The organism is Paenibacillus taichungensis (assembly GCF_050994985.1).
Taxonomy (GTDB): domain Bacteria; phylum Bacillota; class Bacilli; order Paenibacillales; family Paenibacillaceae; genus Paenibacillus; species Paenibacillus taichungensis.
Map to the genome: position 1 here is coordinate 5,953,945 of NZ_CP194720.1, position 25,432 is coordinate 5,979,376.

A 25,432-nucleotide genomic window follows, 5' to 3' on the forward strand; every position below is an offset into this window, starting at 1 on the left:
ACTATATGTTACTTCACTTTCTCCACAGGCATCTTTCGCGGCCATAAGCTATAACTGAAGCTGATTATAAAATCGATCCCCAGTATGATTCCCCATACTCTTATGAGATTAGAAAATGCCGCAGTACGCTCCGCATCCCCAATCCACCAGATCATCGCGAGCAAGAACAAGCTACCTATGCCCCAAGCCAATAGATGTCTAAGCCATCCCACTCTTTCACGACTTGCATGCTCACTGCCGTAAACCTTGCTGCTCCGAGGATTATCGCCACCCTTAAACCAATACAGAAAATAACGATCAGCCCAAGCGATCATCTGATGACCATAGGCAATACTTACACCTATATATATAGCTGCAATGCCATGAACCATACTTGCCGTAGCACCCCGTTGAAGATCCATCACCGTCGCTACCATAAGAAGAACATCCACAATGGGCGTTGCCATTAACAGCGCGATCCCTGTCCGTTTCATGCCAAGCAGATAACGCACACTCAGACCTGCAGCGACAAATACCCAAAAGGCAATCTCACATCCAATAATAAAATAGGCAATCAAATGATCCACTCCTTTTATAACACAAATGTATTAAATTCAATTTAACACGTTTGTATTATAATAATCAACAATGATATAATCCTTTTATGCCTAAAATAGTTGATCATGATAAACAACGTCTGCTCGTAGCCGAAGCGGCTTGGCGTGTCATCCGAAGAGATGGCATGGAGCAGGCCTCCGTTCGAAATATTGCGTTAGAAGCAGGAATATCGGCCGGGTCTATGCGCCACTACTTTTCAACCCAATCAGAACTACTCCTATACGCAATGAATCTGGTGTCCGAACGGGTATCGAATCGAATCACACAGATGTCGTTTGATGCGTCCCCTTTGGAGAATATGAAGCTTCTGTTGTTAGAACTCTTGCCAAGTACGGATGAAAAAAGGGCCGAAATGGAGGTGTGGTACGCTTTTACAGCCAAGTCCAAGAATGAGCCCGTTCTCAAAGTGCATGCCGACAAAGTCTATGATGAACTCAGACACGCGATGGCTACAGTTATCACCTATCTGATGGAGCTCAATCTCTCCCGTACAGACCTCGATAAGGAGTTGGAAATTGAACGCCTATACGCACTGGTCGACGGTTTGGGAATTCATGCGATTCTTCGTCCTGACCAGATGAACACCAAGATTATGGAGAATATCCTTACCACGCATCTTGCAACGTTATGCCGGGATGCAGAATAACATTCGGTCACAAAATTAAATACAGCTCTATCCTTCGTACCAGAAGGAGACGAGTAATTGCTTCTATGAAACAAAAAAACCGTCATGCATCAATTGGGACTAACCTATTCCATAATAGGGTTAATCCTAGATACGTGACGGTTTTTCTTTTTATCCAATAATAATCCGGCCCTCCGGATGGCGATACAGCTTCTTCTCTTTACGAGGACGAAGCGCATATGCAATGGTGAGTGGTCCAATACGTCCGATAAACATCGTGAAGGCGATAATCACTTTTCCCCATACCGTTAATTCATGCGTTACTCCCACCGACAGACCTACTGTCCCAATCGCCGAGGCCGCTTCAAACATAAGTGAAAGGAACGGCGCATCCTCTGTTGTAAGTAATAGCATTACCACAACCATGAATATGATCAAGGAAACCATAATAATCGTCAATGCTCTCATCAGCAAATCTTTCGGAACACGCTGACGGAAAAATACAATATCTTTATTGCCACGAATCATGGCATACACCGCTCCAATCATGATCAGGAACGTTGTCGTCTTGATCCCACCCCCAGTTGATCCCGGAGATGCCCCAATGAACATCAACAGAATGAAGAAGAACTGGGTAGCCTGCCTCATCTGGGTGATATCAATGGTGCTCGTACCCGACGAACGTGTAGAGACCGATTGGAAGAACGAGGCGTAGATCTTTTCGCTCCAACTGAGAGACGCCAGTGTGTGCCCATTGGTGAACTCAAATACAAACAGTACAATTGCACCGATACCAATCAGTGCACCCGATACGGACAACACCAGTTTGGACTGCAACGACAAGCGACGGCGCTTGCGGAACTCAAATAAATCATTCAGCACCACAAAGCCGAGTCCACCCGATACAACCAGCACGGAAGCTGTCAGGTTAAACAACCAGTCCCCTGTATAATACTGAAAACTGTTGCCGAACAGATCGAAACCACCATTGTTAAATAATGAAACCGAGTGAAAAGCACCATAGTATACCGCCTGCCAAAAAGGCATCTCCGTTGCCCAGCGTAGTGCCAATATAACAGCAGCCACTCCTTCAATGGTAAACGAAAAAATTAGCACCTTGCGGATAATGCGAACAATGCCTTCCATACTGTCAGCGTTGATAGCCTCTTTCAGCAGCAGCCTGTCCTTAAGCGAGATTCTCTTACCCAATACTAACGCAAACAACGTTGCGATGGTCATGAAGCCAAGTCCACCTAGCTGCATAAGCACCATAATCACGATTTGACCAAACAGGTTGAAGGTCGTCCCTACATCCACAACAACCAGCCCGGTCACACATGCGGCAGAGGTAGACGTAAATAGCGCATCAATGAACGCCAAATGTTCACCGCTTTGATTGGAGATAGGTAGCATGAGCAGAATCGTACCGATCGTGATAATAAGCATAAAACCACCAACCAGAATCAGTGGGGGTGATAGGAATTTAGCAATGTGAAGCCTAAACTTCATGAAGGGCACCTCTTTTAACATAATACATACAGGTAGGCGAAGAAGATCTGTCATATATTCATGGCAGGCATGTTGTTTCGAGTAATTTGTCACTTCGATGCCTATGTAAACCTAAAGAGGAACTTGCCACCAGCATCATACTGAACGGCAGGTTCCTCTTCTATTATGAACGAGTTAAACGTTCCTTATTTAATCCTGTGTACGAGGACGCATATGCGGGAAGAGAAGTACGTCACGAATGGACGGCGAGTTGGTCAACAACATGATCAGACGGTCGATACCGATCCCCAGTCCACCTGTTGGTGGCATACCATATTCGAGCGCACGGATGAAATCATCATCCATTTCGTGCGCTTCGTCGTTCCCGTGTTCTTTCTCCAGCAATTGTGCCTCAAAACGCTGACGTTGATCAATTGGATCATTCAGCTCCGTAAATGCATTTGCATGCTCACGTCCAACGATAAACAGCTCGAAGCGGTCCGTGAAACGTGGATCTACATCGCTCTTCTTCGCTAACGGAGAAATCTCAACCGGATGCCCCATGATAAAGGTTGGTTGAATCAACGTCTCTTCTACAAAATGTTCGAAGAATGCATTCAGAATATGACCAAATGTCATATGCTTTTCAACCGGAACCTTATGTTCTTTCGCCAAACGATGAGCTTCCTCGTCCGTCATATGCACGGAGAAGTCCACGCCTACAACTTCCTTAACCGCGTCTACCATCGTTACACGGCGCCATTGTGGTGTAAGATCCACTTGATAGTCTGCATATTGGATAACTTGCGTACCAAGCACTTCCTGTGCGATGTGAGCAACAAGATTCTCAGTCAAACGCATAATATCCTGATAATCGGCATATGCCTCATAAAGTTCAATCATCGTGAACTCAGGGTTATGACGTGTCGACATCCCTTCATTACGGTATACACGGCCGATCTCATATACCTTCTCCAGACCGCCTACAATTAGACGTTTCAAGTGAAGCTCGATCGCAATCCGCATGTACAATTCCATATCAAGCGCATTATGATGCGTGATGAATGGACGCGCAGCAGCTCCACCAGCGATGGTGTGCAGCGTCGGTGTTTCCACTTCCAGATAACCCAATGAATCCAGGTAACGACGCATGGATTGAATGATTTTGGAACGAGTAATGAAGGTCTGTTGCACTTCACGATTCATAATCAGGTCAACATAGCGCTGGCGGTAACGCAGCTCTACATCCGCGAGTCCATGATATTTATCTGGAAGTGGGTAAAGTGACTTGGACAATACTTCGAGATTCTGAACCTTAACCGAAGTTTCGCCTGTCTTGGTTTTGAAGATTACTCCAGATACACCTACAATATCGCCGAGATCGAGCAGGCTGAACGCGGCATATTTGTCTTCCGGTACAGTATCCTGACGAACATAGATCTGGATTCTGCCGCTCAGGTCCTGAATATGTGCAAAGCTCGCTTTACCCATTCCCCGCTTCGCCATAATCCGTCCGGCAATACTGACTTCGATGTGCTTCTCTTCCAGCTCTTCCTTGGTCAGTTCTTCATACTTCTTCAGAATGGAGCCGGCTTCTTCCGTACGTACGTATTTTTGGCCAAAAGGGTCGATCCCCAATTTGCGGAGCTCGTCCAATTTGTCGCGGCGAATTTGTAAAAGCTCACTTAGTTCGGTTTCGGTTTCCTGATTCAAGACTTCATCCGTCATGATCTATATTCATCTCCTTATTTACATTGCAGGCATCTTCAGAGGTGTTCTGCCTCAAATGTTGAAAAAAGCTTCCCTAAGGAAGCTTTTGTCTCCGTACCCGACTGCTTCATTGCTTAATTACTTTTTGATGTCTACAATTTTATATTGAATTACGCCAGCAGGCACACTTACATCAACAACCGTACCTTTTTTCTTACCCAGGATGGCTTTACCAACAGGGCTTTCGTTCGATATTTTGTTTTGCAGCGGATTGGACTCCGCAGTACCTACAATCGTATATTCCGTGATATCACCGAATTCCAGATCTTCTACAGTGACTGTTGCACCCACACTTACAGCTTCGGTATCGATCTCGTCGCTGTTGATAATCCGTGCGTTCCGAAGCAATTTCTCCAAGGTAATAACGCGGCCTTCAATGAAAGCCTGTTCGTTCTTCGCGTCTTCGTATTCGGAGTTTTCACTAATATCTCCATACCCGATGGCTACCTTAATCCGTTCAGCCACTTCGCGGCGCTTCACTGATTTCAGCATTTCCAGTTCTTCTTCAAGCTTCTTAAGTCCCTCTGGTGTAAGGATAACTTCCTTATCGCTCATCTCAACCGATTCTCCTGTCATGGGAATAATTTGATTGCACGGCAACGGAACCAGTGCTGTTTACAGAGCTCCGCCCGCATACATCTTCAAAACTATATGAAGTTCTCCAGAGAAACAGAACGTTCCTCCTGATGCACTAGCCTTATGACGCACATGGCGAATTTATACTGTGAAATTATAGGGTAACGGTCTCGAAAAGTCAATGTTACGCCCCCTATAGCTGTAAACGTTTTACAGCAGCAGATCAGGATGCATTTTCGGCTACTGCCGGTTCTGACTCCAGATTGCCTTCAATATGCAGCTGGCCTACAAAGTTCTCCAGAATGTGCACCATCTCATCACGTTTGGTTTCTTCCATAATAACGTCCTTGATGCGGGCAGATCCTTTGAGACCTTTCAGATACCAAGCCAGGTGTTTACGCATCTCGCGAACAGCAACAGCTTCACCCTTCAGTGCAATCAGACGGTCCATATGCAAAATGGCAACCCGAATCTTCTCTTCCCCATTCGGGTCAGGAAGCAGTTCGCCAGAACTCAAGTATTGAATGGTCCGATACAACATCCATGGGTTACCCAGGGCGGCACGACCAATCATAACTCCGTCACAACCCGTTTCATCCAACATGCGACGGGCATCTTCTGGTGAAGATACATCTCCGTTCCCGATAACTGGGATGGAGACAGCCTCTTTTACATTTTTGATGTGTGACCAGTCCGCTGTACCTGTGTAGAGCTGCTCACGTGTACGACCGTGTACACTTACCGCCTGTCCGCCAGCGCGTTCAACCGCAAGTGCATTCTCAACCACGTAGATATGCTCGTTATCCCAACCGATCCGCATCTTGACTGTAACTGGCTTATCTACCGCATCCACAACAGCGGATACCATTTCATAAATTTTGTTCGGATCAAGCAACCAGCGTGCACCTGCATCACAGCTCGTTACTTTTGGCACAGGGCATCCCATGTTGATGTCGATGATGTCAGCATTGGTTTCTTTGTCCACAATTTTGGCTGCTTCTACGAGGGCTTGACGGTCTCCCCCCCAAATTTGCAGGCTCAGCGGTTTCTCACGCTCATCTACAAACAACATTTCACGTGTGCGCTTATTACCATGCACGATGGCTTTGCCACTCACCATCTCCGCACATACGAGGCCTGTTCCGAATTCTTTTGCGATCAGACGAAAAGCCGGATTACACACGCCAGCCATCGGCGCAAGTACAACCTGGTTTTTCATTTCAATGTCACCAATTTTAAGCATGGTAGTCGTTCCACTCCTTTTTAAATCCGACTCTTGCATGAATCCTGGATGTGTTCTAGTTTGTATAAAATAAACGAATAATGACGATATCTTCTTGTTAGTAAAAAGCGACCTTAGTTCCCCTGTAACTCCTCAATGCTGATCGAAAGTACCCCGGCAATTAGATTCAGCTCCCGTTCAGCGACTTTGCGGTTGCCTCGTTCAATCATACCCAGAATGGCCAGCGATATGCCCGTCTCAGCAGCGAGTTCCTGTTGTGTTAAACCTTTCAGCTTCCGGAAAGCCCGGATTCGATTGGCCAATTGCACGTTTTCCAAAGCTGTATTCCATCCTTTCCATCCAGTACAGACAACGATGATTGTACAAAGGTATACAAACCTGAATGCTCATCTTCGGTTACGATGTCAGCCAGTGGCACCAATACAAACGCCCGTTCACCCATCCGTGGATGCGGCAGTTGCAGCCGTTCGGTATCACTCGTCTCTCCATCCATCCAAAGCAGATCCAAATCGACTGTACGAGGGCCCCAACGGATATCACGAACCCGCCCAAGCCGTGTTTCAATATCCAGCAGTTCCGTGAGCAGCTGCTCCGGCAAAAGTGTAGTCTGTACCGCAGTAGCCATATTCAGAAACGCTGGCTGGTCCACATAACCTACCGGCTCCGTCTCATACAGCGCAGAACAGCGCAGGACGGATATATGAGGATGTGCATCCAGTAACGTTAACGCTTCAAGCAGGGTCTGTTCCCGGTCACCCAAATTAGCCCCTAAAGCAATATAAGCCTCTGAAGATTCAGAGGTCGAATGTGCAATCATGATCGGTTCTCACTTTCTTGTGCGGCGAAGCTCTACAGTTACGCCCCCAAAATGAATATCGAAAGGCGGATGTGGCTTCGTCACCTTGACTGTCAATGCATTGATAATAGTATAAGTGTCTAGTAAAGAAGATGCAATATGTTCGCCCAAAGCTTCAATTAACTGGAATGATTTATTTTCAACGATCTGTTTTACCAGCTCATGGATCTCCGCATAATTGATAGTTTTGGTCAAATCATCGTTACGCCCAGCTTCACCCAGATCCATATCGATCTCCAGATCAATATAATAACGCGCCCCTAGCTTCCGCTCCTCGGCAAATACGCCGTGATATCCGTAATACTCCATTCGATGCATTACCATTCTATCCATAAGTTCCGCCTGCCCTCTATATATAATGAATTCACGGTTCGATGTTTGTTCCTATTGCCAAACGCTACGCTTCCACTGAACGGGTCACCGGACCCGCAAGTATCATTTCCTCCGCAAGCCTGAAGATGCATAGAACATGGCATCACACATATCCACTGTGCGCCGAATCGGCTTCACATCATGGACCCGGACCATCTGGCATCCTTGGGCTATGCCGAAAGCAACCGTAGCGGCTGTACCCTCCAGCGCATCATCCGCCTGTACCTGTAAGGTGTTCTGAATAAACCTTTTACGCGAGGTGGCAAGCAGAACGGGATACCCCATCTCATTGAGCAACCCAAGCGATGACATGAGCGCCAGATTTTCATTCAGATCCTTCACAAAGCCAATGCCCGGGTCCAGAATAATTTGATCGGGATGTACTCCAGCCTCTAACGCAATCTGTATACTCTCTTGAAGATCACTGACTACATCAACCAAATAGTTGGTGTAGTCTCGTTCTTGCCGGTTGTGCATTAGAATCAGAGGACATCCCAGTTCTGCCGCAGTACGTGCCATTTCCGGGTCAGCCTTGGCACCCCACACATCATTGATGATGTGCGCTCCAGCCTGAATGGCCTGTCGAGCAACATCCGCTTTATAGGTATCTACCGATATCGGAATATGCGGAGCCTGCTGCCGCAGTGCTTCAATGACCGGAATGATTCGGCTGAGTTCTTCATCAGCGCCAACGATATCTGAACCCGGACGTGTGGATTCCCCGCCAATATCAATGAGATCCGCGCCGTCTTCCATCATCTGAATGGCGTGAGCCACCGCTCGCTCCACACTGGTATAACGTCCCCCGTCCGAGAAGGAGTCCGGTGTGACATTCAGAATGCCCATAATAAGTGTACGTGTGCCAAGTTTTAGCTCTGCTGGCCCCCACGCATAATTCCGTTCATAAATGACTGGTGTAAGTGTCATGAAGTATACCCCGCTTTCTGCCGGTACATACCCAGAAGCGCTTCTGTAACCGGGCCGATATGTCCGCTGCTGATTACTGTTTCTGTTCCATCCTGATCCCTCAACGTAGTAACTGGAGCAAGTTCAGCAACAGAGCCTGTCAAAAAGATCTCATCTGCCTGTAACAGCTCCTCCCAAGGGAAGAATCCTTCCTCGCAAGGTATTCCTCGGTGAGCTGCAAGCTCCAGTACAACGGCTCTGGTGATTCCCGGTAAGATGCCAGTCGCAAGTGCTGGCGTATAGACTACGCCTTGTCTCACCCAGAACACATTGCTGACAATTCCCTCAGCTATGTAGCCCTCTCGGGTGAGTTGCAGACCTTCCGCTCCTTGTACATGCTGCCCGTATCCGTTCAGTTCACGTTTCGCCAGAATGCTGTTCATGTAATGCAGCGATTTGAACCGCACTTCTCCTTCAGGCGTGTTACGGGGCGTCGACAGTCGTTGAAGCATTTTTCCATTTTCGTATAGTGAGGGAGAGGATTCAGGTAGTGCTTTTGCCAATACGATATGATTGGGTTTCACATAATCTCCTGAAGGTAGCCCGAGGGGAGCCTCGCCCGCGGATACCGTATAGCGTACATAGGCATCCTGAAGTTCGTTAGCAAGCAACAGGTTTTTGATCCAGCCCGTTACCTCCGCTGCTGTTGCTGTGAAAGGAATGCCTAGTTCACGACACCCTGAAGCCATCCGCTCCAAATGACGCTCCAACAGAAAAGGAACTCCTTGATACGTCCGAAACGTCTCGAACAATCCAAGTCCGTACAAAAAGCCGTGATCCCTCACCGGAACCACGGCTGCCGCCATATTGACCAATTCTCCGTTTATCGCGGCATATTTCATCTCTATACCTTTACCTGCTGAGACAGGAAGTTACGCAGCATTTGATGACCGTGATCCGTAATGATGGATTCGGGATGGAACTGAACACCTTCAATCGCATATTCCTTGTGACGCAAGCCCATAATCTCGCCTTCCGCCGTCTCGGCCGTAATCTCCAGACAATCTGGCAGACTGCTGCGCTCCACGATCAAAGAGTGATATCGCGTTGCCGTAAAGGGAGATGGCAATCCGGTAAATACGGACGTTCCGTTATGATGCATCTCCGATGTTTTGCCATGCATCATACGGTCCGCGCGAATAACATTGCCTCCAAAAGCCTGTCCAATCGCCTGATGTCCCAGACAAACGCCGAAGATCGGAATACTGCCCTTGAAGTGATCAATGACCGCCAGACTAATACCTGCCTCATTTGGAGTACAAGGACCCGGTGAGATCAAAATATGATCAGGTGCCAACGCCTCAATGCCTGCCAGATCAATTTCATCATTACGGCGAACTTCCACCGTCTCCCCCAGTTCACCCAGATATTGAACCAGGTTGTATGTGAAGGAATCATAATTGTCGATAACCAGTATCATGTCTCTGTTCCTCCTATTCTTCCGTCCACACAGGGACGGCTGCTTAATTATTTTAATTTAACGGTTTCTGCTTCCTCACTGTAATTGACAGCCCTCATCATGGCTCTTGCCTTGTTGCGGCACTCCTTGTATTCCCGATATGGATCGGAGTCGATTACGATGCCCGCTCCTGCCTGCACATATCCCACTCCATCTTTAATGGAAAGTGTACGAATGACGATGTTCAACTCCATATTGCCACTGTAGTCCATCCACCCAATCGAACCTGTATACGGTCCACGACGCACAGGCTCCAGTTCTTCAATGATTTCCATGGTGCGAACTTTGGGTGCACCTGTAATCGTTCCACCTGGGAACGTCGCTGCAATCACATCAAATGCGGATAGTCCGTCTGCCAGCGTCCCCTCGACTTGAGACACCAGATGCATGACATGCGAATACTTCTCGATCGTCATCAGTTCAGGCACATGCACTGATCCATAAGCTGCAATTCGCCCGATATCATTCCGCTCCAGATCGACCAGCATTATATGCTCTGCCCGTTCCTTCTCACTGTTCAGCAGCTCAGCGGCCATCAACTCATCTTCTGCTTCATCCCGTCCTCTTCTCCGTGTTCCTGCGATCGGACGAGCGCTCACCTTGCCATGATCCACTTTGACGAGCAATTCAGGTGATCCGCTCACCAGTTGGAAATCAGGACTACGCAGCATCCCCATGTAAGGAGAGGGATTCACGAGACGAAGCCATTCGTAGATGTGCTCTGCACTGGACTTCAGACGTTTTTCTTGCCGTAGGGATAGGTTCACTTGAAACACATCCCCTTGCCGGATATATTCCTGCACTGTGCGTACCGCCTGCTCAAAGTCCTCTTGAGGAAAGGAGGTATGCCACCCTTCCGTTTCCCGCTCCGCATCCGCTGATTGCGCAGTGAGATGAATGTGGCTATGGCGATGCTCCAATGCCTGCTGCTGCTCTTCCGCCTGGGCAAATCCCAGAATATGCAACCATCGCTGCTGCATGGCTGCTGCCCGCTCTTCTGCTTCTGCGTACAGCATACGGAGCTGAGCTTCATCCTGATTCGGCCGTACAGCCAGATGAACCATGCAGAACAGTGCCTGCTGCTCATGGTCATACGCCCATATTTCTTCAAACCGCATCCACCAATAATCCGGGAGAGCCGGGTTGTCTTCTGCCAAGGTTGGCAGCTTTTCCAAAGATCTGGCTACGTCATAGCTTAGATAACCTGCACATCCACCACCAAAGTCTGGAGCCCCGCTCACCTTTGGTGCGCTGTACGGCGCAGCCCATCTTTTTAATACTTCAAGCGGTTTACCACAGTCTGTCCGGGTACTGCCTTGAATAAGATCATGAATAACAGCTTCATTGCCCTTGCCGGAGATAACGGATACTGGGTTTAATCCCAGAAAGGTATACCTTCCGCCTTTACCATTCTCCAACACCATTGCATAGGGTGACGCCTGCTGCCAGGCTGCTTCCCACGTTAACGGTAAACCGCCATGATACGGTCCCTTATCCGACTTGATCATATACGGCATCATGGTCCAACCTTCTCCGGCCCACTCTGTCCAGTCGGCGTATGTTGTCATCAGGTGTGTCATTGCGGTTTGCCGCCCTCCATCTGTCGCTAGTTCTATTGTCTGATAGTATACTAAAGCGCCGCTGCTTTTAAAAGCATTCAGCAAAAAATCCTCCACACCCGGCATACGGGCAAGGAGGATTTGTTTCATCACTTGTTAGGCTTAAGCTTCGAAGTTGTAAAGTGGCGTACTGAGGTAACGTTCGCCGTTACTTGGTACGATCACGACAACGCGTTTGCCTGCACCCAACTGTTTAGCCACTTGCAGACCTGCACGGATGGCTGCACCAGAAGAAATACCGGACAAAATGCCCTCTTCCTTCGCTACCTGACGAGCCGTCTCGAACGCATCATCGTTCTCGATGTGAATGATCTCGTCATAGATTTCCTGATCAAGAATCTCAGGAATAAAGTTAGCACCGATCCCCTGAATTTTGTGAGGACCCGGTTTGCCACCTGCCAAGATTGGCGAAGCTGCTGGTTCAACGGCAACGATTTTAATCCCAGGGTAGGATTCCTTCAACACTTCGCCTGTACCTGTAATCGTTCCGCCTGTACCGATTCCTGCAACGAAAGCATCCAACGTACCGCCTACAGATTGAATAGCTTCAACAATCTCAGGGCCAGTCGTTTCACGGTGGATCTTCACGTTGGCTTTATTTTTAAATTGCTCAGCCATGAAATAAGATGGATTTTCCTTAAGCAATTCCTCAGCTTTTTTAACTGCACCATTCATACCTTCGGCTCCCGGTGTGAGCACAAGCTCAGCTCCGTAGGCGCGAAGCAGGTTACGACGCTCCATACTCATCGTTTCCGGCATAACAATAACAGACTTATAGCCTTTGGCTGCAGCCACCATAGCCAGTCCAATTCCTGTGTTACCACTTGTTGCTTCGATGATGGTATCACCCGGTTTCAGCTTGCCTTCTTTTTCCGCTTCTTCCACGATGCTAATCGCGATACGGTCTTTGACGCTTGAACCTGGATTCTGGTATTCCAGTTTCACGAATACTTCAGCACTGCCTTCAGGTACGATACGGTTCAGACGAACAAGCGGAGTACCTCCGATAAGTTCTGTTACGTTATTAACTACTTTAGCCATATGAATGCCCTCCTTAGTGGGATGAATACTACTTAAGTCCTGTTGCCATATACATGTGTGGCCGAGCAGCCTCTAGATGTTATAGAAGAACTACGGAAATCCGTCTGAGTTCATTCCGTCTGCAATAAACCGGACAGAAACTGGGTTTCCGAAGATTTCTTTGTTCATATAAATGGTTTTATTCCGAGTAAATGAGTAGGTTTTTGATTATTTTTATCTTATCAACGTTACACCCTATTGTCAATATGAGTACTCAAAAAAATACTCCGCCTTGGGCCCTAAGGCCGTAGACAGAGTATTTTTATCAAGATGCAGTAGGACATTCGTTTGCAGGATAATCAGGATGCCGGAATTTCAGCGATGATGACAGCTTCATACTTGTTGCGTAACCTTTCCTCCACCTGGGGCAGGGGATCAGCCTGGCTGAGAGCAAGCTGCATCCGAATTTCTTCACGAACCTCTTCTGCCGATTGCACTTTACGCTCTTGTTTGTCATTCATTTTAATGATGGCGTAACCTTCTTCCATCTTCACTGGCCCCGCAATATCACCAACGTCCAGTTGAGCTGCAAGTTTGAGAATTGCTTCGGACTGAAACGGATCGTTCTGCTCAATCCATCCCAGACGACCGCCCGAATCACGGGAGTAACTGTCCGTCGATTCATTACGTGCGGTTTCTTCAAAGTCTGCTCCCTTGTCGAGCGCATCCAGAACTGATTTTGCCTGGTCCTCTTCCTTCAATACAATAATAGACAGATCATATTTCTCTGGGGATACATAGTCTTCATGGTGTTCGTTCCAATAATGCTCGATATCTGCATCCTTGATCTGTATACCGCTCGTTGCGATTTTCTCAAGCAGAAGTCGGTATCCCGCCTCCAACTCAAGGTCCTGCCTGGATAAACCCAGTTGAGACTGCATTTCGTCAAAATAAGCCTTCTCCGAATCATATCCATCCATGGCCGCGGCAAGTTCCTTCGCAATTTCTTTGGGAGTCACCGTCAGATTACGATCGAGTGCTTCCGCATATACGGCTTTGCGATTGAGCATCTGGAGCAGCAATTCACTGCCATAGCGCCGTTTCAATGCCTCGGTCCATTCCTTGTTGGTGATGACCTCCCCATTGATCGTTGCTACGGCATTTCCCTCTTCCTGATTGGTATCCTGAGGCGAATCTGTTCCTTCACGTCCATTTCGTAAGCCTTGCACAACCATAACTGAACCCATCACCAGCATTCCAAGCGTCAAGACAATTACAGCCGTCCATAACCCTTTTTCCTGTCTTGTCATTCCGCGTCCCGTCCCCGCATAAAATCAGTTCTTGGCTTGCTCTAGGATGGTCTCAAGTTGTTCCTTGTTGAAATCGTAAGCCTCATTGCAAAATTGGCAGACCACTTCAGCCTGGCCTTCTTCCTCAATCAATTGTTCCATTTCGGATTGACCCAGACTGATCAACGTTTTCTCTACCCGCTCACGTGAACACTCACAGTGGAAATGAATATCCATTTCGTCCATGACCTGTACATCAGGCAGTACACGACGAAGCAGCGCTTCTAGTTCAAGCCCCTCAGCCAGCAGTGATGTCACTGGCGGCATTGTACCAATGGCATTTTCAATCACAGTAATTTCATCATCCGTCAAACCTGGAAGCAACTGTACAATGAATCCACCGGCTACAATAACCGAATTGTCGGTATCCACCAGTACACCAACGCCTACAGCAGAAGGCGTCTGCTCCGATTTGGCAAAATAGTACGTAAAGTCTTCACCAAGTTCTCCCGAAATAATTGGCACACTGCCGCGGTAAGGCTCTTTCAGCCCCAAATCCTTCGTTACGTTCACGAATCCTTCGGTTCCAACTGCGCCAGCAACGTCCAGTTTACCCATACTGTTGCTCGGCAGATGTACATGCGGATTGCTTACATAACCACGAACTTCACCCTTCGCATTAGCATCGGCAACAATCTGTCCAATGGGACCGTCACCTTTGACTTGAATTGTGAGCTTCTCTTCTCCTTTAAGCATAGCACCCATAATGGATGCTGCTGTAACCGTACGCCCCATAGCTGCTGTAGCCGTGGGAAACGTATCATGTCTTCTGCGCAGTTCCTCAACCAGTTCTGTCGTTTGAACAGCAAAGGCCCTAACCCGTCCGTTCATTGCTGTACCGCGAATTAACCGGTCTTGTTTGTTGTTGTTTTCCAAGTCATTCAGCCTCCTTTGGCGTAATCGCCAGTTATAGAAAAAACGGCATAACATATAAGACTGTAATCTCAGCCCGCTGTTTGCCGTCTCTGTTCTTACCTTTCCCGGTTCCGCTCATAAACGATACGCAGCCCTTCAAGCGTAAGCAGCGGATCCACTTCATCGATGCTGCGTGTTTCTTCTGCAATCAGCTTGGCAAGACCTCCGGTTGCAATAACTCTAGGCTTGGCTCCCATTTCCTCGCGAATACGCTCCACGATACCGTCCACCTGTCCTGCATAACCATAAATAATGCCGGCCTGCATCGCATGAATGGTGTTGCGACCAATGACTTTCTTGGGCTTCTCCAATTCAATACGAGGTAGCTTGGACGCTCGTTCATAGAGTGCTTCGGTTGCAATATGGATGCCGGGTACGATAGCCCCGCCCAGATAATTTCCTTTCTCGTCAATACAGTCAAATGTAGTCGCTGTACCGAAATCGACCACAACGAGAGGGCCGCCATACTTCTCAACGGCTGCTACTGCATTAACAATGCGATCCGCGCCAACTTCACGAGGATTCTCATACCGCAGGTTCAGGCCGGTTCGGATACCAGGCCCAACAAGTAACGGTTTTTTGCCTACGTATTTCTCACACATGGCTTCAATCACATTCACCAGCGGTGGAACCACGGATGAGATGATCACACCTTCAATGTCGCGTGTTGAAATACCCGACATATGAAATAAATTATAAATCAATACGCCGTATTCATCCACTGTCGACTGCCGGGATGTACTCAGGCGAAAATGGTGGAGCAACTCCCGGCCTTGATACACGCCGAGTACGATATTACTGTTGCCCACGTCTACCACAAGAATCAAAGAGGTTCACCCCTCTTTCTTTTCGTTTAAATCCAGGCTGATATCCAGGCTCTCAAAAGAGTAGGTTAACCTGCCAACTGAAATTACATCCACTCCGCTCTCTGCAATACCACGAATGGTATTTAGCGAGACGTTGCCCGATGCCTCAACCTTCACATGCGGAGCCTGCTCACGAATAAGAGCAACGGCCTCACGCATCCGGTCTGGGTGCATGTTATCCAGCATAATGATATCTGCCCCAGCCTGCAAGGCTTCTCTGACCTGTTCCATGTTTTCGGTCTCTACTTCAATGGTCATTGTATGCGGAATGACAGATCGCGCACGCTGTACAGCTTCAGTAATCCCGCCTGCGCCCTTGATGTGGTTATCCTTAATCATGACGGCATCATAGAGGCCGAACCGATGATTTGCTCCGCCACCAACCCGCACTGCATATTTTTCAAGCAAGCGGTGTCCCGGTGTTGTTTTACGAGTATCGACCAGACGTGTAGAAAGGCCTTCCAACGCATCAACATAAGTACGTGTGCGGGTAGCGATACCAGACATGCGCTGAAGCAGGTTAAGGGCCAGACGCTCTCCTGTCAGCAAGCTATGTGTGCTTCCTTCTACCTCAGCCAGAATCGTACCATGCGTAACTGCATCACCGTCTTTTACCATCGGTGTGAACGCAAGGCCAGGATCCACTACCTGAAACACGAGTTCTGCTACCGTAATTCCTGCAATGATTCCATTGTCTTTGGCATGTATCACGGCCTTGGACTGACTGCCGGCGGGAATCGTCACAGTTGTTGTGACATCCCCTGCACCAACATCCTCACGAAGCCAGTTTTTAATTGATTCGATGAGTCCTTCATTATATCCGTTCAGTATCATGACATCAATTCCTCCACAATCGCTTGTTCTCGCTGCTGCAGACTATGCTTCTGCCATACGGCATCGTCACGCTGCGGGAAATCCTCACGGTAGTGTGCTCCCCGACTTTCCTCGCGGTGTAATGCTCCAGTGGTAACCAACCAGGCACAGGTCAAAAGGTTGGCATATTCCATCTCTTCTTTGTGAGTAAACTTCTGATCAAAAAATTGCAGTTCATGTTGCAGTTTCTCTATTGCTGCTTGCAGGTTAGCGCCATTCCGGCGCAGCCCCACTTGACGCACCATCATTTTTTGCAGACGCAAACGTCTTTCGGACACCGGCTTCTGCTCTTCCTTTATGATCCTGCGAATACTTGTTAATGTGGAAACCTTTGTCTGGAGTGAAGCAAGCGGAGGAAGGGATTGAATTCGATCCACGATTCTCCGGCCAAATACGATTGCTTCAGACAGAGAGTTGCTCGCCAGACGATTGGCTCCGTGTACTCCAGTAGAAGATACCTCACCACAGGCAAATAACCGGCTAATGCTGCTCTCCCCACTGAGATCCGTCTTCACTCCGCCCATCATGTAATGTGCAGCAGGAGCAACTGGAATCCAGTCTGTGGTCATATCCAGTCCGTATCGCATACAGGTCTCATAAATGGTAGGAAACCGATGTTTAATCATCTCTGCTGGTTCATGAGTGATATCCAAATATACAAAGGTACTGTTTGTCGATTCCATCTCACTGACAATGGCCCGCGCAACGATATCCCGTGGTGCCAGTTCAAGTTGTGCATGATACCGTTCCATGAAGCGCTCGCCTTTCACATTGCGCAAATAAGCTCCTTCGCCACGTACAGCCTCGGACACCAGGAAACGTGGTGCTCCCGGATAACAAAGGGAGGTCGGGTGGAATTGGATAAACTCCATGTCCCGGACAACTGCTCCGGCACGATAGGCCATCGCCACGCCATCTGCTGTAGCCACTTCCGGATTGGTCGTATATCGATACAACTGTCCAGCCCCACCAGAGCAGAGAACGGTTGCCTCTGCCTTCACAAATACTTGCGAACCGTCAGCCTTCTGTACTAGCGCACCTACACATTCTCCCTGCTCTGTAATCAGGTCAATGACAAAATGCTCATCCCACACTTTAATCCCCGGATGTTCATTCGCCTGTACAGCCAGTGCACGCACAATCTCATATCCCGTTGCATCCCCATTGGCATGCAAAATACGGCGGTGGCTGTGCGCACCTTCCTGCGTCAACGCCAACTCGCCGTTCTCCAGATCAAACAAAGTACCCAGTCGAATCAGTTCTTTTACTCCATCCGGGCCCTCGTTCACCAATGCTTCTACTGCTTCGGAGCGGCATAATCCCGCTCCTGCAACAAGTGTATCCTGCAAATGGTAGGCAGGTGAATCATCCTCAGCGATAACCGCAGCGATTCCCCCCTGCGCATACCGGGTGTTACTTTCCAGTAACGACTTCTTCGTGATCATCAACACACTGCGTTGTTCACTCGCCTTGATCGCAGTAAACAAACCAGCAATGCCCGAACCAATAACCAGCACATCCGTCTCCACCATCGGCAGCGCGGACAGATCAAAATCCACTAAATATTGCGGTATCATGTTATTTCACCTGTCTTGGAGCAAGAGTAACGCATGCTACTTCACCAGTAACATGCGCTCTAGTGATTCTCTGGCTTTGTCGGCAACGGCTGGAGGCACGTAAATTTGCGGCTTCATCGTTTCCAAGCATTTAACCAGCTTTTTCAAGTTATTGACTTTCATGTTCGGACATACGAGGAACTTGGTAGCAAAGTGGAATTGTTTGTCCGGGCTATCGAGACGCAGTTGGTATCCTGTACCGTCCTCGGTACCTACGATAAATTCTTTAGCGGACGAATTCTTACAATATTCCAGAATGGCGGTTGTGCTACCTACGAAATCACCCATCTCTACAACCTCAGGACGACATTCCGGGTGAACAACGAACTCGGCATTTGGATGCTTCGCTCTCATCTCTACCACGTCTTTGACAGTCAGCATATCATGGGTATTGCAGTAACCTTCCCAGATAATCATTTTCTTGTCTGTATGTTGTTGCACATAATGTCCCAGATTTTTATCCGGTACCCAGATGATTTCATCGGAATCAACAGATTGAATGACTCTGACAGCATTGGCCGATGTACAACAGATGTCGGTCTCTGCCTTGATCTCAGCTGAGGAATTGATGTACGTTACAACTTTGGCATTCGGGTGCTGTGCTTTCAATTTACGTAAGCCTTCAACGTTCACCATGTCCGCCATTGGGCAGCCTGCACGCTCGTCGGGGATGATAACCGTTTTGTTAGGGGCAAGAATTTTAGCGCTTTCACCCATAAAATGAACTCCGCAGAAAACGATAACATCCGCATCGGTTTGTGCCGCCTTCTGAGCCAGCAAAAACGAATCTCCCCGGAAATCAGCGACTTCCTGTACCTCGTCACGTTGATAATAATGGGCAAGAATAATGGCATTCCGTTCCTTCTTCAACTCCATCAGCCGCTCGCGCAGCTCCCGGTTCATCTCAGCCTTGCGCTCTAAAGCCAGAGCTTCCACCTGTGATCCTCTCCTTATCGGGACAGCCTTATACGCTGTTTCATATGGCAAATCCAAGTCGTTATTTTCGCTTGAGAAACGAATCACAAGCGGTTTAACACCTAATGTACACAACGTTCACGACTCTGTCAATAAATGAAATCGCCCCAGAACAAGGGCATAACCACCCATTTCCTACGTAGTTCGCCCTATAGCTCCCGGTTATCATTATCTATACAATTTGAAGGAATACATAAAAAAAGAGAGCCCGAAGGCTCTCCTTGTCATCTGCCACTATAAGACAGATGGTGTTATAAATTAAGACGTTGGCTTCGTTCCACCATCATCCGGGTCATTGCTGTTTCCTTTGTCCAGATTCGGAGCTTCGTTAGGAATATCTCCGGCTGGTGGTTCAGGCGTTTCATCTTTGCCTTGGATACGGACGCGTACATCACCGATGTTGTCGATGATCGCTTCTCCGCCTTCGCTAGGCGTACCTTCTCCATCGTTGCTGTTCTCATCTTTTGGAGTCAGGGCACCTGTCTCGATCAATTGCTTGATCTGATCCATTTCCAATGTCTCCACTTCCAGCAACGTGTTCGCAATCAGATGCACTTCTTTAGAATGTTTAACGAGTAAGTCTTTACACTTCTCATAGCATTCGTTGATGAAGCGTTGCATCTCCTGATCGATCTCGTAAGCAATGGAATCTGAGTAATTCTGTTCGTGACCGATATCACGACCCAGGAATACCTGTCCCTGCGAACTACCGAACTGCATAGGTCCCAGCTTCTCGCTCATACCGTACTCCATAACCATGCTACGGACGATACCCGTCGCTTGTTGGAAGTCACTGTATGCACCCGTACCGATTTCACCGATAAACAGTTCTTCGGAAACGCGGCCACCAAGGAGTCCAGTAATTTTGTCCAGCAATTCTTGCTTGGTAACAAGCATACGATCTTCTTTTGGCAACATGATTACATATCCACCCGCACGTCCGCGCGGAATAATGGTAACTTTATGTACCATATCGGCATGTTCCAGGAAGTAGCCTACAATGGTATGACCTGCTTCGTGATAAGCAACAATACGTTTTTCACGGTCACTGATAACACGGCTTTTCTTCTCCGTACCAACAATGACACGGTCAATCGCTTCGTCTACTTCACGCATGGAGATATCTCTGCGATTACGACGTGCCGCAAGCAATGCCGCTTCATTCAAGAGATTTTCCAAATCTGCACCAGAGAATCCGGTAGTACGCTTCGCAATAATGTCCAGCTTCACATCTTTGGTGAGTGGTTTGTTGCGTGAGTGTACTTTCAGAACCGCTTCACGACCTCTCACGTCAGGGCGATCAACCGTGATTTGACGGTCAAAACGTCCTGGACGCAGCAAGGCAGGGTCCAGAATATCAGCACGGTTCGTTGCAGCAACGATGATAATACCTTCATTGGCTCCGAATCCGTCCATTTCAACGAGCAACTGGTTGAGTGTTTGTTCACGTTCGTCGTGACCACCACCAAGACCAGCACCACGCTGACGTCCTACAGCATCAATCTCATCGATAAAGATGATACATGGGGCGTTTTTCTTCGCATTTTCAAACAAGTCACGTACACGAGATGCACCGACACCGACGAACATTTCAACGAAGTCAGAACCGGAAATACTGAAGAATGGCACACCCGCTTCACCGGCAACAGCACGAGCGAGCAAGGTTTTACCTGTACCCGGAGGACCTACAAGCAGTACGCCTTTAGGAATCCGTGCACCTACTGCTGCGAATTTACGAGGGTCTTTGAGGAAGTCCACGACTTCAACAAGCTCCTGTTTCTCTTCGTCAGCACCCGCAACATCTTCAAACGTAACCCGTTTCTTCTCTTCGTTGTAGAGACGAGCACGGCTTTTACCAAAGTTCATTACTTTACCGCCGCCGCCTTGAGCCTGATTAAACAGGAAGAAGAACAGCAGGAACATAATGATCAAAGGAATAAAGGAAGTCAGCAACGTCAACCAGATGCTGTCACCTTTCATAGGTTCCTGATGATATTCGAAATTGTTCGTTTCGCTTGCAGCTACAAGCTCACTAATTGCCTCATCCGTAGGAGGAATATACGTTGAGAAATTTTCTGATTTGGCTCCGTCAGGCGTCTTCCTGTATTGACCGGTCACGAGGTACGTCTGACCGTTGAATTGAACCGTCAATTCAGAGACATTATTGGTCTTGATCGCCGCGCGCAACTGATCATATCTAGGATTATCGGTGGCTTCGCCGCCATTGCTGACGAACTGGACTATCCCCACCACAACTAAAAAAAGAATCAAATAAAAAGCAGAATTCCGGATGAACCGATTCATCCCCTACCTCCTCTCGAGACACTTTAATTATTTTAACATAGCCCAACATGGCTTCTCAACAGAAGCCACCAACAGATATGGGCTTGGAACTAGCTTAAGCATTAGTTGCTGTAAACTTCCGGTTTCAGAATCCCGATGTAAGGGAGGTTCCGGTACTTCTCGGCATAATCCAGGCCATAGCCAACGATGAATGCGTCCGGAATGTCAAAGCCAGTGTAATGGGCTTCAAGTTCGACTTTGCGACCTGAAGGCTTGTCAAATAGCGTAACCACGCGGACGGATTCAGCACCGCGGTTCTGCAAGAGTTCGATCAGATAACTGAGCGTGAGTCCACTATCAATAATGTCCTCTACAATCAGAACCTCGCGTCCCTCAACGGATTCATCCAGATCCTTAATGATTTTAACCACGCCGGATGATTTGGTGGAAGCGCCATAACTCGATACTGCCATGAAATCCATCTCAACAGGTACCGTAATGTTCTTAACCAAATCAGCCATAAATATAAACGCACCCTTAAGCACACAAATGACCAAAGGATTGCGATTTGCATATTCGGCACTTATTGTTGCGCCTAATTCCTTGATTTTACTCTGAATCTCTTCTTCACTGATCAATACTTCCTGAATGTCGTTCTGCAACTGTGCGAACCTCCTAAGTTATACATATGAAAGCCTTACCTGAACCATAACCACTACCCCTGAATCGCTGAATCGCCTACAGTCATGTACAGGATTGCGGAAGTATCCTCCCTGACAGGAGCTACACTAGACCGGCGAACACCCGGTAACCAGATGATATTGCCTGCTCCATCACATACCACGGGAACCCGTGAACGGACAGAAGGGGGAATTTTCTCATCGATGAAAATATTTTTCACCTTTTTGCTTCCGTTTAATCCCATCACTTTCATGGTATCTCCAGGTAACCGTGAACGCACAACCAGCGGCATAAGCAGTTGATCTGCATCAAATGCGGCATGATCCGCCGATTCTGGTACATGATAGTCCTCGGGACTCATCGGAACGATCTGAACATGCCGGTCAATTTCCGTGAGAGAAAGCTCATAGGTTCCGCTCGATTGAGCAAGACGATATTCGTAAGATTGACCCTGTACGTCAGTCCGTACGCCGAAAGAGATCAGATCATACTCCCGGGTGCAGGCGAGTGTCTGTCCTATATCCAGGCTCCAGGTCGTCGCTTCAGGCTGAATAACCTTGCGGCGAATGGTCTCAATACGGGTAAAGTCGACAAAATCACTGTCCAAAGGCAGATAATTCAATATTAGTTTAATCAACCTTCGTTGTAAAGCGACATGTAACTTCAAAAAGGAAGGCACCTCAAAGGTTTGCCTTCCGCCGTTCGCCTGCACTAGACACCTGTATGCGTCATATGCACCTTGTTCCATGAAATCGTCTTCATCGCCCACGATTTCGGCAAGTCGATTCAAAGACGGCGTCAACTGTCCATTATATTGCCCCAAAAATGGGAGCACATCCAAGCGAATGGCATTACGCCGATATTTACGCAGGGAATTGCTTTCATCATTAAAATACAGAAAACCCTGGGTATTACAAGCTTCTACAAGGTCTGTCTTGTTTATACGAAGGCATGGACGAATAAGTTCCACATTTTTTTCTCGTCTTTTAAACTTCATTCCTGCGAGTCCGGAAAGACCACTCCCACGCAACAAATGGAGCATAACCGTCTCTGCTTGATCGTCGGCATGATGGGCCAGTGCAATGCTCGCCGCATCGTATTTGGCAGCCACTTCATGCAGAAATTCATATCGTTTGTTGCGCGCCGCCTCCTGAGGACCTTGACCGGTAAGCTTCATATAAGAAGGTACATCGGCCTTTACCCATTCAAATGCTATGCCAAGCCGGTACGCAAGTTCTTTCATCATCTCGGCTTCATGATCGGATTCAATCCGAAAACCATGATGTACATGGGCACAGATCAACTCCAGCGGGACATGCCTGGTACTGATCTCATGCATGATATGCAAAAAAGCTACCGAGTCCGGTCCGCCCGATACTGCGACGACAATCCGATCCCCGGGAACCCATAACTGATGCTCTTCCGCTGCATCCAGCACATTATTCACCAGCTCGTTCCAGCGTAAAGCCTCCATACCTGTTCCTCATTCCTTACGTTATGTATATGCACTCTCACAGGTCAGAATCGCAGTGCATAGATGAGTACCCCAATAAGTAATATAACGGATACAGCAAATGCATTTTTGAGCCAACGCGGTGTTGTACTTTTGGAACGACGACGAAGGGGAGAGGGGCGTGCCATCATCTCTTTCCAGACCTTAGCCGCGTGTCCGGCATCCTGAAACTGACCTCGTAATGCCTGAATAGTCCAGTTTCGAAAGGGGCGAAGACGTTCGCTGCGCTCCACAAGGGCTGTAAGCTGGTTTACACTTCGCAGTTGGGGTAATCCTTCTGCAGCCAGCGCTTTGAGTGCATCAGCTTCAAGTACATGAATCAATAATAGCGCAAAAGCAAACACATCATAGGTACCATCTGCTGTTCGGCTACCCGCATTCCAGAATCCGCGATCATACCATTCAGTAAACTGCTTGACGCTCCGGCCGATAGAAGTCACTCCGCCATAGTCGATAAGTTCTACCTGCCCATAATCCGATACCAGTACATTTTGGGGTTTGAGATCGCCAAACACCCATCCAGCCTGATGCAATTGAGCCAGCTTCTGCAATAGTCTGAGTCCAACCAGAAGTGTCCAGTCCGTTCCCTGTCGCCGAATGAAGTGGTGCAGAGACTCCCCCCGAACGTAACGCATCACATAAAAGGGAATATCACGACCACGAATGGCGTAGTCATCCACATCTTTCAGATATGAAGGAATGCCACTCTGCCGAAGGGCCTCATGATTACGCTGTAATTGAAAAGATTTGAGCACATTAATTTCCGATTGCAGATCTACAGGGTCAAATCCCATTTTAAGCGCATAATGTTTGCCATTCTCACCCCGCTGGACAAGAAAAACGATGCCGTTGGCTCCTTTGCCCAGCAGCTTCCGAATCGTATAGCGGCTGCGATTCCATTTCCCTGTGATGACTGTTCCTGGCGGGAAAGAGGCGTCAGACAACGTTGTCACCGAGCATCCCTTCTCTTTCAATGCGATAGTTCCCTTCTATTTCCTGCTGTCCCTCCAGTGTACCATAACGGTAAAAATCAATCACCCTTTGAATCGCAGGACCTGTCGGCGTCGCTCCCTTCATTTGCAAACGTCCAAACAGCGAACGAACACGGCTCGGGTCAACTGTCCAATCGATGTCCATCACAGCTTCTTCTCCGCTATGTCGTCCAGGAAAATGAAAGACGGAAAGATGGCTCTGACCCATACGTGCCTGCAAGCTAAGCATTAAATCCCGAATCCCTTCCTCCACAGCAGCAAGCTTCGGCTTCATACTGGCACTTACATCAATGAGAAGAACGACTTGAAGCGGTGTTGTCTCCGCCATATCCTCCATCACTTCAACCACCTGTGCACGTTTAGCCGGTTCAAGGTCTGTTACCGTTTTGGGCTCTTGCTCTCCCAAAATTTGTGTTAACTCTCTATTAACCGCCTGTTGAATGGTCTGAACCACTGTTTTTCTTGTCATCATTTGCATCGTATGGGCAAGCTGCCTAGTACCTACGATCTGACTGATTCCACCCCCGGCTTTGGCAATATCCTCGATCTCTCGACTACCTAACTCACCAATGGTTCCATAATCAATAACACCGACCACGTTGACCGTAATTCCCTCTTCCCGTGCTTCCGCCGCAGCCAGCACCGGGCTTGCACCTACATTGGAACAACCGTCGGTGATCAACAAGATTTGTTTCATCCGATATCCCTCCGTTTTGGGTTACTCTCCAACTCTATGACTAGCATTGCCAGAATGAAGAGACTTCAAACAGAGGAATAT

At 48.1% G+C, this 25,432-nt stretch carries 25 protein-coding genes; 1 reads left to right on the forward strand and 24 read right to left on the reverse strand.

Annotation, left to right across the window (positions count from 1 at the left end):
• Positions 1-8 precede the first annotated feature (8 nt).
• Complete coding sequence (locus tag ACR1R9_RS26920; protein WP_306555443.1) at positions 9-566, reverse strand: hypothetical protein; 558 nt, start codon at positions 564-566, stop codon at positions 9-11.
• A 77-nt stretch (positions 567-643) separates the two neighbouring features.
• Here ACR1R9_RS26920 and ACR1R9_RS26925 point away from each other — a divergent pair, with 77 nt between their 5' ends.
• Entirely contained in the window at positions 644-1,243 is a 600-nt protein-coding gene (locus tag ACR1R9_RS26925) for a TetR/AcrR family transcriptional regulator (protein ID WP_099859206.1), read from the forward strand.
• A gap of 150 nt (positions 1,244-1,393) precedes the next feature.
• Here ACR1R9_RS26925 and ACR1R9_RS26930 read toward each other — a convergent pair whose 3' ends face one another.
• From ACR1R9_RS26930 to ACR1R9_RS27040, 23 genes are all read right to left on the reverse strand, one after another.
• On the reverse strand, positions 1,394-2,731 hold the full coding sequence (locus ACR1R9_RS26930) for a TrkH family potassium uptake protein (protein WP_076292139.1): 1,338 nt from the start codon (positions 2,729-2,731) through the stop codon (positions 1,394-1,396).
• Between the two features lie 189 nt (positions 2,732-2,920).
• The gene (lysS, locus tag ACR1R9_RS26935; RefSeq protein WP_062329341.1) at positions 2,921-4,438 is read right to left on the reverse strand and encodes a lysine--tRNA ligase; all 1,518 of its coding nucleotides are present in this window, start codon (positions 4,436-4,438) and stop codon (positions 2,921-2,923) included.
• A 120-nt stretch (positions 4,439-4,558) separates the two neighbouring features.
• A complete protein-coding gene (greA, locus tag ACR1R9_RS26940; RefSeq protein WP_076292137.1) occupies positions 4,559-5,035 on the reverse strand; it encodes a transcription elongation factor GreA in 477 nt (158 codons plus the stop codon).
• A 244-nt stretch (positions 5,036-5,279) separates the two neighbouring features.
• Positions 5,280-6,299 carry a tRNA dihydrouridine synthase DusB gene (dusB, locus tag ACR1R9_RS26945; protein WP_076292136.1) on the reverse strand — a complete coding sequence of 340 codons (1,020 nt, stop codon included), beginning with the start codon at positions 6,297-6,299 and terminating at the stop codon, positions 5,280-5,282.
• Between the two features lie 113 nt (positions 6,300-6,412).
• Positions 6,413-6,616: a helix-turn-helix domain-containing protein gene (locus ACR1R9_RS26950; protein ID WP_053778903.1), complete on the reverse strand. Its 204-nt coding sequence runs from the start codon at positions 6,614-6,616 to the stop codon at positions 6,413-6,415.
• Positions 6,568-7,116, reverse strand: a complete 549-nt coding sequence (folK, locus tag ACR1R9_RS26955) for a 2-amino-4-hydroxy-6-hydroxymethyldihydropteridine diphosphokinase (protein ID WP_024633743.1) — start codon at positions 7,114-7,116, stop codon at positions 6,568-6,570. Before folK ends, ACR1R9_RS26950 begins: the two co-directional genes overlap by 49 nt.
• 9 nt (positions 7,117-7,125) lie before the next feature.
• Entirely contained in the window at positions 7,126-7,488 is a 363-nt protein-coding gene (gene folB, locus ACR1R9_RS26960; protein ID WP_053778905.1) for a dihydroneopterin aldolase, read from the reverse strand.
• 102 nt (positions 7,489-7,590) lie between these two features.
• Positions 7,591-8,454, reverse strand: a complete 864-nt coding sequence (gene folP / locus ACR1R9_RS26965) for a dihydropteroate synthase (RefSeq protein ID WP_076292135.1) — start codon at positions 8,452-8,454, stop codon at positions 7,591-7,593.
• Complete coding sequence (locus ACR1R9_RS26970; protein ID WP_433922286.1) at positions 8,451-9,335, reverse strand: aminotransferase class IV; 885 nt, start codon at positions 9,333-9,335, stop codon at positions 8,451-8,453. Before ACR1R9_RS26970 ends, folP begins: the two co-directional genes overlap by 4 nt.
• A gap of 2 nt (positions 9,336-9,337) precedes the next feature.
• Entirely contained in the window at positions 9,338-9,913 is a 576-nt protein-coding gene (gene pabA / locus ACR1R9_RS26975; RefSeq protein ID WP_079347471.1) for an aminodeoxychorismate/anthranilate synthase component II, read from the reverse strand.
• A 47-nt stretch (positions 9,914-9,960) separates the two neighbouring features.
• Positions 9,961-11,520: an anthranilate synthase component I family protein gene (locus ACR1R9_RS26980; protein ID WP_433922285.1), complete on the reverse strand. Its 1,560-nt coding sequence runs from the start codon at positions 11,518-11,520 to the stop codon at positions 9,961-9,963.
• Positions 11,521-11,673: 153 nt separating this feature from the next.
• Positions 11,674-12,612: a cysteine synthase A gene (gene cysK, locus ACR1R9_RS26985; RefSeq protein WP_063567563.1), complete on the reverse strand. Its 939-nt coding sequence runs from the start codon at positions 12,610-12,612 to the stop codon at positions 11,674-11,676.
• A gap of 338 nt (positions 12,613-12,950) precedes the next feature.
• Positions 12,951-13,901: a peptidyl-prolyl cis-trans isomerase gene (locus ACR1R9_RS26990; protein WP_433922284.1), complete on the reverse strand. Its 951-nt coding sequence runs from the start codon at positions 13,899-13,901 to the stop codon at positions 12,951-12,953.
• Between the two features lie 24 nt (positions 13,902-13,925).
• The gene (gene hslO, locus ACR1R9_RS26995) at positions 13,926-14,816 is read right to left on the reverse strand and encodes an Hsp33 family molecular chaperone HslO (protein ID WP_076292131.1); all 891 of its coding nucleotides are present in this window, start codon (positions 14,814-14,816) and stop codon (positions 13,926-13,928) included.
• Between the two features lie 95 nt (positions 14,817-14,911).
• A complete protein-coding gene (locus ACR1R9_RS27000; RefSeq protein WP_024633734.1) occupies positions 14,912-15,682 on the reverse strand; it encodes a type III pantothenate kinase in 771 nt (256 codons plus the stop codon).
• Between the two features lie 6 nt (positions 15,683-15,688).
• Positions 15,689-16,555: a carboxylating nicotinate-nucleotide diphosphorylase gene (gene nadC, locus ACR1R9_RS27005; protein ID WP_099859202.1), complete on the reverse strand. Its 867-nt coding sequence runs from the start codon at positions 16,553-16,555 to the stop codon at positions 15,689-15,691.
• Positions 16,552-18,171, reverse strand: a complete 1,620-nt coding sequence (gene nadB, locus ACR1R9_RS27010; protein ID WP_433922283.1) for an L-aspartate oxidase — start codon at positions 18,169-18,171, stop codon at positions 16,552-16,554. Before nadB ends, nadC begins: the two co-directional genes overlap by 4 nt.
• A 36-nt stretch (positions 18,172-18,207) precedes the next feature.
• Positions 18,208-19,146, reverse strand: a complete 939-nt coding sequence (gene nadA, locus ACR1R9_RS27015) for a quinolinate synthase NadA (protein ID WP_024633731.1) — start codon at positions 19,144-19,146, stop codon at positions 18,208-18,210.
• Positions 19,147-19,443: 297 nt separating this feature from the next.
• Complete coding sequence (gene ftsH, locus ACR1R9_RS27020) at positions 19,444-21,489, reverse strand: ATP-dependent zinc metalloprotease FtsH (protein WP_076292128.1); 2,046 nt, start codon at positions 21,487-21,489, stop codon at positions 19,444-19,446.
• A gap of 101 nt (positions 21,490-21,590) precedes the next feature.
• On the reverse strand, positions 21,591-22,130 hold the full coding sequence (hpt, locus tag ACR1R9_RS27025) for a hypoxanthine phosphoribosyltransferase (protein ID WP_024633729.1): 540 nt from the start codon (positions 22,128-22,130) through the stop codon (positions 21,591-21,593).
• Positions 22,131-22,183: 53 nt separating this feature from the next.
• Positions 22,184-23,623: a tRNA lysidine(34) synthetase TilS gene (gene tilS / locus ACR1R9_RS27030; RefSeq protein WP_433922282.1), complete on the reverse strand. Its 1,440-nt coding sequence runs from the start codon at positions 23,621-23,623 to the stop codon at positions 22,184-22,186.
• A gap of 44 nt (positions 23,624-23,667) precedes the next feature.
• Entirely contained in the window at positions 23,668-24,615 is a 948-nt protein-coding gene (locus ACR1R9_RS27035; RefSeq protein ID WP_024633727.1) for a serine/threonine protein kinase, read from the reverse strand.
• Positions 24,599-25,351, reverse strand: a complete 753-nt coding sequence (locus ACR1R9_RS27040; RefSeq protein WP_113055723.1) for a VWA domain-containing protein — start codon at positions 25,349-25,351, stop codon at positions 24,599-24,601. Before ACR1R9_RS27040 ends, ACR1R9_RS27035 begins: the two co-directional genes overlap by 17 nt.
• Between the last annotated feature and the right edge of the window lie 81 nt (positions 25,352-25,432).